At 69.5% G+C, this 13,370-nt stretch carries 11 protein-coding genes and 1 tRNA gene; 7 read left to right on the top strand and 5 right to left on the bottom strand.

The features are described 5' to 3' along the window. Positions 1–5: 5 nt before the first annotated feature. A complete protein-coding gene (locus ACWGRX_RS10890; RefSeq protein ID WP_291648168.1) occupies positions 6–329 on the bottom strand; it encodes an NIPSNAP family protein in 324 nt (107 codons plus the stop codon). Between the two features lie 260 nt (positions 330–589). On the opposite strand from ACWGRX_RS10890, the gene ACWGRX_RS10885 reads away from it, so the two are divergent. The 3 genes from ACWGRX_RS10885 to ACWGRX_RS10875 are packed head-to-tail and all read left to right on the top strand — an operon-like array spanning position 590 to position 3,840. Further along, positions 590–1,576 (top strand): thiamine pyrophosphate-dependent dehydrogenase E1 component subunit alpha, encoded by a 987-nt coding sequence (locus ACWGRX_RS10885; protein WP_452117555.1) that lies wholly within the window; start codon positions 590–592, stop codon positions 1,574–1,576. A 2-nt stretch (positions 1,577–1,578) separates the two neighbouring features. Further along, complete coding sequence (locus ACWGRX_RS10880; protein WP_452117554.1) at positions 1,579–2,553, top strand: alpha-ketoacid dehydrogenase subunit beta; 975 nt, start codon at positions 1,579–1,581, stop codon at positions 2,551–2,553. A gap of 9 nt (positions 2,554–2,562) precedes the next feature. Continuing rightward, on the top strand, positions 2,563–3,840 hold the full coding sequence (locus tag ACWGRX_RS10875) for an acetoin dehydrogenase dihydrolipoyllysine-residue acetyltransferase subunit (RefSeq protein WP_452117553.1): 1,278 nt from the start codon (positions 2,563–2,565) through the stop codon (positions 3,838–3,840). A gap of 390 nt (positions 3,841–4,230) precedes the next feature. Here ACWGRX_RS10875 and ACWGRX_RS10870 read toward each other — a convergent pair. Both ACWGRX_RS10870 and ACWGRX_RS10865 read right to left on the bottom strand, forming a co-directional pair. Further along, positions 4,231–4,306 (bottom strand) — tRNA-Ala (locus ACWGRX_RS10870). Between the two features lie 173 nt (positions 4,307–4,479). Then, positions 4,480–4,884: a TIGR02300 family protein gene (locus ACWGRX_RS10865; protein ID WP_291638474.1), complete on the bottom strand. Its 405-nt coding sequence runs from the start codon at positions 4,882–4,884 to the stop codon at positions 4,480–4,482. 331 nt (positions 4,885–5,215) lie between these two features. Here ACWGRX_RS10865 and cmk point away from each other — a divergent pair, with 331 nt between their 5' ends. Beyond that, complete coding sequence (gene cmk / locus ACWGRX_RS10860; RefSeq protein ID WP_452117660.1) at positions 5,216–5,842, top strand: (d)CMP kinase; 627 nt, start codon at positions 5,216–5,218, stop codon at positions 5,840–5,842. Positions 5,843–6,058: 216 nt separating this feature from the next. Further along, positions 6,059–6,871: a DUF1194 domain-containing protein gene (locus ACWGRX_RS10855; protein WP_452117552.1), complete on the top strand. Its 813-nt coding sequence runs from the start codon at positions 6,059–6,061 to the stop codon at positions 6,869–6,871. A gap of 33 nt (positions 6,872–6,904) precedes the next feature. On the opposite strand, the gene ACWGRX_RS10850 is transcribed toward ACWGRX_RS10855, so the two are convergent. Together ACWGRX_RS10850 and ACWGRX_RS10845 are read right to left on the bottom strand one after the other, a co-directional pair. Continuing rightward, complete coding sequence (locus tag ACWGRX_RS10850; RefSeq protein ID WP_452117551.1) at positions 6,905–8,101, bottom strand: multidrug effflux MFS transporter; 1,197 nt, start codon at positions 8,099–8,101, stop codon at positions 6,905–6,907. A gap of 211 nt (positions 8,102–8,312) precedes the next feature. After that, complete coding sequence (locus ACWGRX_RS10845) at positions 8,313–9,722, bottom strand: sodium:proton antiporter (RefSeq protein WP_452117550.1); 1,410 nt, start codon at positions 9,720–9,722, stop codon at positions 8,313–8,315. Between the two features lie 223 nt (positions 9,723–9,945). Between ACWGRX_RS10845 and ACWGRX_RS10840 the strand changes: the two genes are divergently transcribed. After that, positions 9,946–10,734, top strand: a complete 789-nt coding sequence (locus ACWGRX_RS10840; protein ID WP_452117549.1) for a class II glutamine amidotransferase — start codon at positions 9,946–9,948, stop codon at positions 10,732–10,734. Positions 10,735–10,798: 64 nt separating this feature from the next. Further along, the gene (gene hrpB / locus ACWGRX_RS10835) at positions 10,799–13,309 is read left to right on the top strand and encodes an ATP-dependent helicase HrpB (RefSeq protein ID WP_452117548.1); all 2,511 of its coding nucleotides are present in this window, start codon (positions 10,799–10,801) and stop codon (positions 13,307–13,309) included. Positions 13,310–13,370 lie beyond the last annotated feature (61 nt).

Raw genomic sequence — 13,370 nt, 5'->3', positions numbered from 1 at the left:
TGGGCTCAGCCCTTCGGGTTGAAGAACGAGACCGGCTTGAGGATCTGGTTGCGCATGTCGAGCAGCGGGTCGGCCTCCACGACCTGCCGGCGATAGGCCTGCCAGGCGGGATCGGCCTCCATGGCGTCGCGGCGCGCCTCGCGATCGGCCAGGCTGTCGTATTTCCAGAGGTGAACGACCCGGCTGAGCTCGCCGATATGGGTCTGGAAGAAGCCGAAGGGCTCGCCGAGATACTGGCGCTGCATCGGCAGGCCGACATCCTCGTAGAGTTTCAGGAAGTCGTTCAGGCGGTTCGGGCGGGCCGTATAGACGCGGTGGTCGAAGATCATCGTGCTTCTCCATGCTCCGGCGGAAGGCCGCCCGTTCTGTCCGATGGTGCCGCCGCCCGCTGCTCGCGATCGGAGGGCGTCCGTGCCGCCCTGCGGTTGGTTCCGCCGTGCGTTTCAAGACTGCATTATCTTGTGTAGACACTTATAGCGCTGTGCCGCCGACTGCGCTAGGGTCCCCGTCGGCAAAAGGCACGGCGCGCCGGAGCCGCGCTTGCCCCCGAGGGCGGGCGATGCTGCGCGGCGCGGGGAGAAGGGTGGCGATGAAGAACTCACCGACGGTCGAGGAGCAGCTGGAGATGCTGCGGCGCATGGTGGCGGTTCGCCATCTCGAGGAGCGCCTGGGCGAATTGCACAAGGCCGGCAAGACGCGCGGGCCGATCCATCGCTGCGACGGCCAGGAGGCGGTCGGCATCGGTGCGACCGCGATGCTCGACGACGAGGACCTGCTGACCAGCACGCATCGCGGCCATGCGCATTATGTCGGCAAGGGCGTCGGCATGCATCCGATCGTCGCCGAGATCCTCGGCCGCGCCACCGGCGCCTGCGCCGGCCGCGCCGGGCATATGCTGATCGCCGACATGCAGAAGGGCCTGCTCGGCGGCAACGCCATTGTCGGCGGCGGCATTCCGGCGGCGACGGGCTTCGCCGTCTCGCTGCAGATGAAGAACCGGGCCGATGGCGGCCAGCGCGTCGCCATGTGCATCTTCGGCGACGGCGCCGCGCAGACCGGCATCTGCCACGAATCGATGAATATCGCGGCGCTGTGGAAGCTGCCGGTCGTCTTCGTACTCGAGCACAATCAGTACGGGCTGACCGCGCATCACTCGACGCAGTCCTCCGTGCCCGACCTTTCGGTCCGTGCGGCGGGCTACGCCATGCCGAGCGAGATCGTCGACGGCAATGACGTGATCGCCGTCCATCGCGCCGTCGGCACCGCGGTCGAGCGGGCAAGGCGCGGCGAGGGGCCGTCCCTCGTCGAGGCCAAGACCTATCGCATGGTCGGCTTCTCGACGAGCGATGTCGGCGGCTACCAGAAGGACGAGGACCTCGCCATCTGGCGCGAGCGCGACCCGATCATGCTGGCGCGCACCATGCTGGCCGACAGCGTCCCGGCCGAGCGTCTCGACGCCCTTGCGAACGAGGCGCGCGCCGAGGTCGATGCCGCGGTCGAGCGGGCGCTGAACGACCCGCTGCCCACCTTCACCGACCATGCGCCGAGCGCGCCCTACACCGTCGCGGGAGCCTGACCATGGCGATGATGCGTTATGCCGAGGCACTGCGTGCGGCGCTGCGCGAGGAGATGCAGCGCGATCCATCCGTCTGGCTGATGGGCGAGGACATCGCCGTCTATGGCGGCGTCTTCAAGGTCTCCAGGGACCTGATGGAGGAGTTCGGGCCGGAGCGCGTGCGCGATACGCCGATCTCCGAGCAGACGCTGACCGCGATGGCGGTGACCGCGGCCATGGCCGGCACCCGGCCGGTGCTCGAGATCATGTATGCCGACTTCCTGCCGCTCAGCGTCGACGCGCTGATGAACCAGGCCTCGATCTACAACTACATCTGGAACGGGCAGGTCACGATGCCCTTCGTGCTGCGCACGCAAGGCGGTGGCGGCGCCGGCGCCGGCGCGCAGCATTCCAAGAGTCTCGACGCGCTCGTCGCGCACATCCCCGGCATCAAGGTCGTCGCGCCGGCGACGGCGGCCGACGCCAAGGGGCTGCTCAAGGCGGCGATCCGCGACGATCACCCGGTGGTCTTCCTCGAGCACAAGCTGCTCTACAACAGCCGCGACGAGGTGCCCGATGGCGAGCATCTCGTCGAGATCGGCAAGGCGCGCATTGCCCGCGCCGGCACGGATGTCTCGATCATCGCCTCCTCGAAGATGGTGGTCGACGCGTTGAAGGCCGCCGAGGAGCTGGCGAAGGAGGGCGTCTCGGCCGAGGTCGTCGACCTGCGCACCCTGCGGCCGCTCGATCGCGAGACGATCCGGGCCTCGATCGCCAGGACGCACCATGCGGTGGTGGTCAATGAGGGCTGGCGCTTCTGCGGCTATGCCGCCGAGCTCAGCGCGACGATCATGGAGTGCTGCTTCGACGAGCTCGATGCGCCGGTCGAGCGTGTCGCGACCCACGACATCCCGATTCCCTACAGCGAGCCGCTGGAAAGCACCGTGCTGCCCGATGCCGCCAAGATCGCGGCGGCGGCTCGCCGGGCGCTGGCCTGAGGAGTGGACATGTCTGGTGACATCACGCTCGCCGGGGGTGCCGGCGAATATATGGAAAGCGCGACCGTCGTCTCCTGGTCGGCCGGGGTCGGCGATCCCGTCAAGGCGGGCGAGGTCGTCGTCGTCGTCGAGACCGCCAAGGCCGCGACGGAGATCGAGGCGGAGCACGACGGCATCCTCGTCGAAATCCTGATGCCCGAGGGTGCGGAGGTCGGCATCGGCGCCGTGCTCGGCCGCATCGCCGACAGTCTTCCGGCGCCTGCGCCGCAGGCTGCGGCCCAGCTGCCGGTGTCGGCTCCGGACATGCCGGTCGCACCGGCCGGCCCGGCCTCTGCGGCCATCGCCGGCGAGGCCGGCCGGCGCATCAGCATCTCGCCGCTGGCACGCCGCCTGGCGCGCCAGGCCGGTCTCGATCCGGCGGGCCTCACCGGCAGTGGGCCGGGCGGGCGGATCAAGAGCCGCGACGTGGAGCGGGCCTTGCGTGAGCGGGGGCCGGTACCGGCCCCCGTGACTGCGGCACCGACCAGGCCGGTTTCCGCGATACCGGCGACGACCGCCGCCCCGCTGGTCCTGATCCACGGCTTCGGCGCCAATGCGGCAGCCTGGAACATGCTCCGGCCGCATCTCGATGGCGGGCGCCAGGTCCTGACCCCGGAACTGCCGGGCCATGGCCGCGCCGCGGCCCTGTCGAGGCCCTCGCTGGACGATCTCGCCGAGGCGGTGCTCGCGCAGATCGAAGCGAGCGGCGCGCGCGAATGCGATCTCGTCGGCCATTCGCTCGGCGGCGCCGTCGCGGCGGTCCTGTCGGGCAATCTTTCTGTGCGAGTCCGCTCGCTCACCCTGATCGCCCCGGCCGGCCTCGGACCGGAGATCGACGGAGCGTTCCTTGCCGGCTTCCTCGCGGCCGGTACCCCGGAAAGCCTGCAGCCCTGGCTCGAGCGCCTGGTCGGCGATGCCGCAACGCTGCCGCGCGGCTATGCGCAGGCGGTGCTGCGGGAGCGCGAGCGTTTCGGCGTCGGTGCGGCCCAGGCCCAGCTGGCGCAGTCGCTCTTTCCGGACGGCACGCAGACGATCCGAATCGCCGCCGATCTCGAACGCTTCACAGGGCCGCTCAAGGTCATCTGGGGCCGAGGCGACCGCATCGTTCCGCAGGGCCATCAGAGCGATCTGCCTGGTCATGCCGCCTGCCACCGGCTCGCCGGCGCCGGGCACATGCCCCATATCGAAGCGTCCGCCCTGGTCGCGCGGCTGGTCATGCAGAACCTGCGTGGCGCCGAGCCGAACTGACCCGAGAGGCCGAGAACATCGGGCCGAGAAGCAGAAGCCGCTCTTCGGACGAAGCCGATGCATAGACAATGGCCTGGATCGCCGGCCCGCGACCGGTAGGGCGCTCGGCGATCCAGCTGCGACGTCATGCGATGACGTGTTGCGAATGCCCGCGGCATGGTCGTCGCCGCGTCGGGCGTCCGGTCGATTTCAAACCCGCCGATGATTCGGCCGCCGATCGTTCGGAATGCGAATCGGCTGCCGGCAACGCTGCCGAAAGGCTGTGGATGTCGAGGAGGGCCGCCATTCAGCAAAGCGCGGACTGTACGGGGAAGCCGGACCGCCAGCGCGTCAAGGCGCCGAAATCAGACAATGTCTGGGGGGGGGCGTGTCGCCAATGTCTGGGAGATTTGGTGGAGCCAGGCGGAATCGAACCGCCGACCTCTTGAATGCCATTCAAGCGCTCTCCCAACTGAGCTATGGCCCCACTATCGCAGCCACCTTGGGGAGCGGCTGGAATTCTCTTATCGCCGGCTCCGGTGGAGCCCTGCGCCTCGTCGCGGCAGCGACGAAGCGCTCTATAGGCAGGCTTTCGCCTGGACACAAGCCCGAATGTGAAGCGTGTCCCGCTTTTTCATTCGGGCCTGGAAAAAGGGCGCCTCAGGCGTCCTCGTCGCCCTCGATGTCGCCATCGATCAGGTCGGAGACGTCGTCGTCGCCTTCCTCGTCCTCTTCCAGGAAGGTGTCGTCATCGTCGGCGCTGCTGCCGTCGTCTTCGATCTCGATATCGTCGTCGCTGGTGACGACAGCCTCCTTCTCGGAGGCTTCCGCATCGGCCTCGTCGAGCGAGACGAGTTCGACCGCGCCGTCGCCGGCCTCCGTCTCGTCCTCGTCATCGCTCGGCTTGGCTGCGGCAACGGCCGCCGCCTTGGCCTGCGGTTCGAACACCGAACGCGGATAGGATTGCCCGGTATAGGGGGAGACGATCGGATCCTTGTCGAGATCGTAGAATTTGCGGCCTGTCACGGGACAAACGCGCTTGGTGCCAAGTTCCGGTTTCGCCACGGCGTCGGACCTTCGAGTTACGTGCGGAAAGGGTTCTGAAAAGCAGGGGCGTCCGTTAGTCGGGCAGGGCGCGCCTGTCAAATACTGATTTCTCCCGTGCCGGCGGGCGGCCCGCATGCCGCAAAACAACCCGGCCCCGACGTGCGGGCTCGGGCAAGAAAAACGGCTCCCCCTTGCCCGCACCATGCTCTAGAGCAGGAGATGAAAAGCGAAGGCCGGCGCTGCTGAAGCCGGCGCTCCGCGCCGCCGGCCTGCCGAGAACCCAGAGACGCCCGTGACCCTGCCGCGACAGCCCTTTCAGACGAGCGTGACCGCCGGTCTCGCCGCGCCTCTGGTGATCGCGGTCGACGGCCCGGCAGCCTCGGGCAAGGGGACGCTGGCGCGTCGGCTCGCCGCGCATTTCGGCCTGCCCTATCTCGATACCGGGCTGCTCTACCGAATGGTGGCGCGGGCCATGCTCGATGCCGGGCAGGACCTGAACGATCCGCAGGCCGCGGCGACGACCGCGGCCGGCTTCGACGAGAGCGGCTTCGACGAGGACCGGCTGCGCGGTCGCGAGATCGGCGAGGCCGCGTCGGTGGTCGCCGCGATTCCGGCCGTCCGCCGGGCTCTCATCGATCGACAGCGCCGCTTCGCCGCCGCTCCCGGCGGAGCGGTGCTGGACGGGCGCGACATCGGCACGGTGATCTGCCCGCAGGCGACGGCGAAGCTCTTCGTCACGGCGACGCCGGAGGTCCGCGCGGCGCGCCGGCACAGGGAACTGGCGGGCCGTGGCGACACGGCGTCCTTCGAGGGCATTCTCGCCGATATCCGCCGGCGCGATGCCAGGGACAGCGGCCGCGGCGATGCGCCGCTGAAGGCGGCCGAGGACGCGATCCTGCTCGACACCTCGGCGCTGGGCGTCGACGAAGCCTTCGCCGCGGCACTCGCGATCGTGGAGAAGCGCCGCGCCGCCTGACGGCGATCATCTGCGCCGGAGCAGTATCGGGAGCACCGGCCGGTTCGCGAAGCTGGATCACATTTGCGGGAACCAGCCCCTGATTGCCCAGCTTTCATGCTTGGCGGCGCTGGAAACTCGGAGCAGACTTCCATCACATTCGTTTGAAGCCGGCCTTCGCCCGAATCATCTTCGCGTTCCGGCGTTACGCTTCGACGGCAGATGATGGAGGTGACGATGCGGCCCTGGCTGTTCGGTCTCTTGAGTCTCTCGGCCGCGGCGTTCTGGCCGGCCACCGCGCCCGAGGCCCAGCCGGCGGCGTCCCCGCCCGAGGAGGTCGATGTCGCGCTGGTCCTGGCCGTCGACGTCTCCTATTCGATGGATCTCGACGAGCTCGCCTTGCAGCGCAACGGCTATATCGAGGCCTTCCGCTCGCGCCAGTTGCACGAGGCCATCGCCAAGGGCTCGATCGGCAAGATCGCGGTGACCTATTTCGAATGGGCCGGCGGCGACTTCCAGCACATCGTCAAGCCCTGGACGGTGATCGAATCGCCGCAATCGGCGATCGCCTTCGCCGAAGAGCTGGGCGAGGCGCCGACACGGCGTGGCCGGCGGACCTCGATCTCGGGCGCGATCGATCTCAGCATGGCCCTGCTCGAGCAGAGCAATGTCGTCGCCATGCGCCGGGTCATCGACATCTCCGGCGACGGCGCCAACAATGACGGCAGGCCGGTGACCCAGGCCCGTGACGCTGCCCGCGACAAGGGCATCAGCATCAACGGCTTGCCGGTGATGCTGAAGGCGGCGAGCTATTTCGACATCGACAATCTCGACGTCTATTACGAGGACTGCGTCATCACCGGCGTCGGCGCCTTCGTCATCCCGATTCGCGAGCGCCACCAGTTCGTCGACGCGACCCGGACCAAGCTGGTCCGCGAGATCGCCGAGGTCCCCGCTGGCGAGGCTCTGCTCCAGAAGGCGCAGTCCCGCCCGCCCAGAGTCGGCTGCATGGCCGGCGAGCGGCAATGGCGCGACCGCATGGGTAATTGAGCGGCTGCGGCTTTGCCGGGCGCGGCAGCGCCTTCAGCCCTTCTGGGCGCGGGCCGCTGCGCTGGCGCGGAACAGCGCCAATGCCGCCACGCCGATCGCCGACATCACCAGCGGCAGCGGCAGGGCCGACGCCTTGAGGAGGTGGCCGACCAGCAGGCCGACACAGCCCGAGAGCAGCATCTGGCAGAGGCCGGTGAAGGAGGAGGCGGCACCGGCCCGGTCCGGGAAAGGCATCATCGCCGCCGCCTGCGATTGCGGCATGGTCAGCCCGACACCGCAGGCATAGACCGCCATCGGCGCGATCACGCCGAGCGGTCCGCCGAAGCCGCTGGCGACGCAGACCAGCATTGCAATGCCGCCGCCGGCGAGGCAGGCGACGCCGAGCGCGATCACCCCGTCGAGACCGCGGGGCCCGACCAGGCGCTGGGCCAGGATCGTCCCGAGAATGTAGCCGAGCACCACGCAGCCGAAGGACAGGCCGTAGACCGGCGGGGTCAGGCCGTAGATTCCGATCAGGACGAAGGAGGAGCCGGAGATGAAGGAGAAGAGCCCGGCATAGGCGAGCGAGGTCAGGCTGACATAGACGCGATAGGCCGGGTTCTGCAGCAGCACGCCAAAGCCGCGGAAGATCGCGAGCAGGGACAGCTTCTCCGGCGAGCGCCGGCGGATCGTCTCGGGCATGATCGTCGCGACCACGGCGAGCACGGCGAGCCCGACGAGCAGCGTCGCGATGAAGGTCGAGCGCCAGCCGAAGGCGTTCTGCAGCAGGCCGCCGACGACCGGCGCGACGGCCGGAACCAGCCCCATGATCATCCCCATCCGCGCTAGCTCGCGCCCGGCGCGCGGTCCGTCATAGAGATCGCGGACCATGGCGCGGCCGAGCACGATCGGCCCGGAGGCGCCGAGCGCCTGGGCGAAGCGCGCGCCGATCAGCGCCTCGATCGAGGGCGCGAAGGCGCAGGCGAGCGTCATGACCAGGAAGAGGCCGAGGCCGATCAGCAGGACGGGCCGGCGCCCGAGCCGGTCGGAGAGCGGGCCCCAGACGATCTGGCCGGCGGCGAAGCCGAACAGGAAGGCCGAGAGCGTCGCCTGGGCGCCGGCGATGTCAGTGCCCAGCGCCCGGGCGATCTCCGGCAGCGAAGGCAGGTAGAAATCGGTCGAGAGCGGGCCCAGCGCGGTCAGCATGGCGAGGACGGCGGTCATCGCCAGCGTGTCTGGGCGCAAGGTCATGGAACGGCTCTCTGATCGGTCAGCGACGGTTTAGACGATGTCGCTGCAGGGAGGAACCACGACCTCGTTCCGGCGCGGCCCGAGGCCGGGCCGGAACCCATGGCCAAAGCCCGGCCCGATAGGCGCTGATCGGCTCGGGCCGTTCGACAGCCTTGGCGGATATGGGTTCCGGGCCCATGGCTTCGCCATGTCTCGGAATGACGGCCGCGCCTCAGCGGAAGAAGATCAGCGTCTGCAGCAGGAAGATCGGGATCAGGATGCCGCCCGACCAGGCCATGTAGCCGAAGAAGCTCGGCATCGCGACCTTCCGGTCCTTGGCGATGGCGTAGACCATGAAGTTCGGGGCGTTACCGATATAGGTGTTGGCGCCCATGAACACGGCTCCGGCCGAGATCGCGGTCAGCGTCAGCGCGCCCGTGGTCATCAGCGCCTTCGCATCGCCCCCGGCCAGCTCGAAGAAGACGAGATAGGTCGGCGCATTGTCGAGGAAGGAGGAGAGGATGCCGGTCAGCCAGAAATAGGCGACGTTGTTGGCGCTGCCATCGGCATTGCTGACCATGGCGACCAGCGAGGAGAAGGCGCCGTCCTTGCCGGCCTGCAGCATCGCCAGCACCGGGATGATGCAGGTGAAGATGCCGGCGAACAGCTTGGCGACCTCCAGGATCGGGCCCCAGCTGAATTCGTTGCCGGCGCGCACCGGCTTTGGCGTCAGCTTCAGCGAAAGCAGAGCGAGGCCGAGCAGGATCGCGTCGCGCACGATGTTCTGCAGTTCGAGATGGACGCCCTGGATGGTGAAGACGACGCCCGGCTTCCAGTTCGCCGACATCAGAATGGCGAGGATGACGCCGAAAAGCAGCAGGATGTTGATCTTGCCATAGAGCTTGATGGCGCGGTCCGGCGTCGGATCCTTCAGCGCCGGCAGGCCCTCCTCCTTGCGGAACAGGAAGTTGTCGAGCGCGTAGAACAGCGCGAGCAGGATGACGACAGCGAAGCTCGTCTCCGGCAAAAGATGCGTCGTCGTCCAGAAGAAGCTGACGCCGCGCAGGAAGCCGAGGAACAGCGGCGGGTCGCCGAGCGGGGTCAGCGAGCCTCCGATATTCGAGACCAGGAAGATGAAGAACACCACGACATGGACGTTGTGGCGGCGGTTGTCGTTGGCGCGCAGCAGCGGCCGGATCATGATGATCGAGGCGCCGGTCGTGCCGACGAAGCTCGCCATCACCGTGCCGATCGCGAGCAGCGCCGTGTTGGTCGCCGGCGTGCCGTGCAGGTTGCCCATCACCAGGATGCCGCCAGCGATGGTGAACAGGGCGAAGAGCAGGATGATGAAGGGGGTGTATTCGAGCAGGGCCGTGTGCAGCAGCGCACCCAACGCCGGCTCGAAGCCGCGCAGCAGCACCAGCGGCACCAGCAGCAGGAGCGCCCAGAAGGCGGCGAATTTGCCGTAGTTATGCTCCCAGAAATGCGGGAACAGGATCGGCCCGAGCGCGATCGAGAGCAGCATGCCGGCGAAGGGCAGGGCCCAGGCGACGCTCATGGTCGCGCCGCCGATGTCGCCGGCGGCGAGCGCGCTTTGCGGGAACAGGCCGAACGCGAGCGCTGCGCCCGCTGCTGTCAGCATCGATTTCAAGATCGTCTCCCCCGCCCGCTTGGCGCGGAACTGCCTGCCCCACTGCGGTTGTTGGTTAAACGATGCCCGAAGGGGTCGCAACCGCCACCGCCGCGCTGGGCGGGTCGTGGACATGCCGGTAGCGCCTGCTCCAAAAAAGCCGTTATGGCGGCATTCATGCTTGTCGCGCAGATTGACCTTGCGGCGTCCTGCCGCGCCTGATTCGGGGCCGCCCATGTGCCGTTTCCTCGCTTATGCCGGCGCGCCGGTGTTCCTGGAGGATCTCGTCGCCTCGCCCTGCCATTCGCTGATCCACCAGTCGCTGCATGCCGAGGAGGCCAAGACCGGCACCAATGGCGATGGTTTCGGCGTCGGCTGGTATGGCGAGCGGCCCGAGCCCGGCCAGTACCGCGAGATCCGCCCGGCCTGGTCGGACGAGAACCTGCTCTCGATCGCCCGCCTCGTCCGCTCGCATCTGTTCTTCGCCCATGTCCGCGCCGCGACCGGCACGGCGAGCACGCGGGCCAATTGCCACCCCTTCGTCCATGGCCGGCATCTGTTCATGCATAACGGCCAGATCGGCGGCTACGGCCTGATCCGGCGCCGGCTCGAGAGCCTGATTCCCGACCCGCTCTATGGCGCGCGCGTCGGCACCACCGATTCGGAGGTGCTGTTCCTGCTGGCGCTGGCGCGGATCAGCGAGGGCGCGCAGCCGGGCGAGGCGCTGGCCGGCGCGCTCGGCGATGCGCTCGCCCTGATGCAGGAGGCGGGCATCCGGGAGCCCTTGCGCTGCGCTGCCGCGCTCGCCGATGGCGAGACCATCCATGCCGTCCGCTGGTCCTCGGACGAGAAGCCGCCGACGCTCTATCTCTGCGACCGCGGCGATGCGGTGGTGATCGCCTCCGAGCCGGTCGATGCGGCGCGTGAATGCTGGCAGGCGTTGCCGCGCAACACGCTGGTCTCGGCCCGCATCGGCGCGGTCAGCCTGCACCCCTTCGAGGTCGGGCTGCGCCGCGCCGCCTGAGGCGAGGCGCCTATACGCGGCCGAAACCCTTGCGCAGGCGCTTGCCTCCGGGGCACATGCCGGCATGCGCAGCTTCGACACAGCCCTGCCGATCGACGCCGTTCTCGACGATCTGTCCGCCGCCTTGCGCGCGCGGCCGAACGCGGTGCTCGTCGCCCCGCCCGGCGCCGGCAAGACCACGCGCGTGCCGCTCGCCTTGCTGGACGAGCCTTGGGCCCAAGATGGCAGCAAGGGCGGCAAGCTGATCGTGCTGGAGCCGCGCCGGCTTGCCGCCCGCGGCGCCGCCGCCCGGATGGCGCAGACGCTTTGCGAGCGTGTCGGTGAGACGGTCGGTCTGCGTGTCCGCCTCGGCTCGAAGATCGGGCCGAAGACGCGCATCGAGGTCGTCACCGAAGGCGTCTTCGCCCGGATGATCCTCGACGACCCCGCGCTGGAGGGTGTCGCGGCGGTACTCTTCGACGAATTTCACGAGCGCTCGCTCGATGCCGATTTCGGCCTCGCTTTGGCGCTCGACGCCCAGGCCGGTCTGCGCGAGGACCTGCGCATCCTCGTGATGTCGGCGACGCTCGACGGCGCGCGGGTCGCGCGCCTGCTCGGCGATGCCGCGGTGATCGAGAGCCAGGGCCGCGCCTATCCCGTCGAGACACGCTATCTCGGCCGCGACCCGCTGAAGCGCATCGAGGACCAGGTTACGGATGCCGTGCTGCTGGCGCTGAACGAGCAGCGCGGCTCGCTCCTCGTCTTCTTGCCCGGGCAGGGCGAGATCCGCCGGGTCGAGGAGCGGCTGCGCGAAAAGATCCGCGACGCAAGCGTCGAGATCGCGCCGCTCTATGGCGCGCTCGACCAGGCCGAGCAGGACCGCGCCGTGCTGCCGGCCCCCCCGGGCCGGCGCAAGATCGTCCTGGCGACCGCGATCGCCGAGACCTCGCTGACCATCGAGGGCGTGCGCGTCGTCATCGATTCCGGCCTGGCGCGGGTGCCGCTCTACGAGCCCGATATCGGCATCACCCGGCTCGTCACCCAGCGCGCCAGCCGTGCGGCCTCTGGCCAGCGTCGCGGCCGCGCCGGCCGCACCGAGCCCGGCATCTGCTACCGGCTCTGGGAGGAGGCCGGCAATGGCGCGCTCGAGGCCTTCGCCCGGCCGGAGATCCTCTCCGCCGACCTTGCTCCGCTGCTGCTCGACTGCGCCGCCTGGGGCGTCGCCGACCCCGCGACGCTCGCCTTCCTCGATCCGCCGCCCGCCCCGGCGCTGAAGGAAGCGCGGCTGCTGCTGAACGATCTGGAAGCGCTCGATCCTGACGGCCGCATCACTGCCTCCGGCAAGGCGCTGCAGGCGCTGCCGCTGCCGCCGCGCCTCGCTCATATGGTCACCGGCGCCGCCGGCTTCGGCGAGGCCGGGCAGGCGGCGTCGCTGGCCGCCCTCCTGGTCGAGCGCGGGCTCGGCGGCGATGCGATCGACCTCGCCGAGCGCCTGGAGCGTTTCGGGCGCGAGCGCGGCGGCCGCGCCGCCGACATGCGCCGCCTCGCCGAGGGTTGGGCGAGGCAGGCGCAGGCGAAGTCGTCGAAGAGCGAGGCAGGTACGCATTCACCCGGTTTCCTGCTGGCGCTCGCCTTCCCGGACCGGGTCGCCAAGGCGCGCCAGCCCGGCTCCGGTCAGTATCTGCTGGCGAATGGCCGCGGCGCCGCGCTGGAGCCCGGCCAGCGCCTCGCACGCGAGCCCTATCTGGTCGTCGGCGAGATGACCGGCAGCGCCGCCCAAGCCCGTATCCTCAGTGCCGCCGCCATCGACGAGGCGGAGATCACCGAACTCGCCGCCTCAGGCCTGATCCGTACCCGCCTGTCGGAACAGGCCGAGACCTCGTTCGACCGCGCCGCGAGGGCGCTACGCGCCCGCGCCAGCCGGCGCTTCGGCGCGCTGGTCCTGGCCGAGCGTCCTTTGCCGGTCGAGGCGAGCGAGGAGAACGCCGTCGTCCTGGCAAAGGGCCTTGCCGGCCTCGGCATTGCGTTGCTGCCCTGGAGCAAGGCGCAGGCGCAATTGCGCGAGCGCGTCGCTTTCCTGCGTGCGGCTGAGGGGCCGGGTAGCGGCTGGCCGGATCTTTCCGATTCCGGGCTCGCCGAGGGCGCGGCGGACTGGCTCGCGCCGCATATCGTCGGTCGTACATCGCTCGCCGCGATCACGCCGGGCGATCTCGACGGCGCGCTGGCTGAGCTATTGCCCTGGGATCTGAAGCGCCGGCTCGATGCCGAGGCGCCGACGCATTTTGCCGCGCCGACCGGCTCGCAGCTCGCCGTCGACTATGGCGCCGAAGCCGGGCCGACGATCTCGGTCAGGGTCCAGGAGCTGTTCGGCCTCGCCAGACACCCGGCGCTGGCCGGCGGGCGCGTGCCTTTGGTGCTGGAGCTGCTTTCGCCGGCGCATCGGCCGATCCAGGTGACGCGCGACCTGCCGGGCTTCTGGCGCGGCTCCTGGGCCGCGGTGAAGGCCGAGATGAAGGGCCGCTATCCGCGCCATCCCTGGCCGGACGATCCGGCCGCCGCGCCGCCGACGACGCGGGCCAAGCCGCGCGGGACGTGAGGCATCTGCGACCTCGTCGTCTTTCCGGGGCAGGCCGACAGGTCTGAGCCCGGAATGACGA

This window comes from Allobosea sp. NPDC055594 (genome assembly GCF_053618995.1).
The sequence above is the reverse complement of the archived record's forward strand: the minus strand, read 5'-3'. Positions and strand labels throughout refer to the sequence as shown.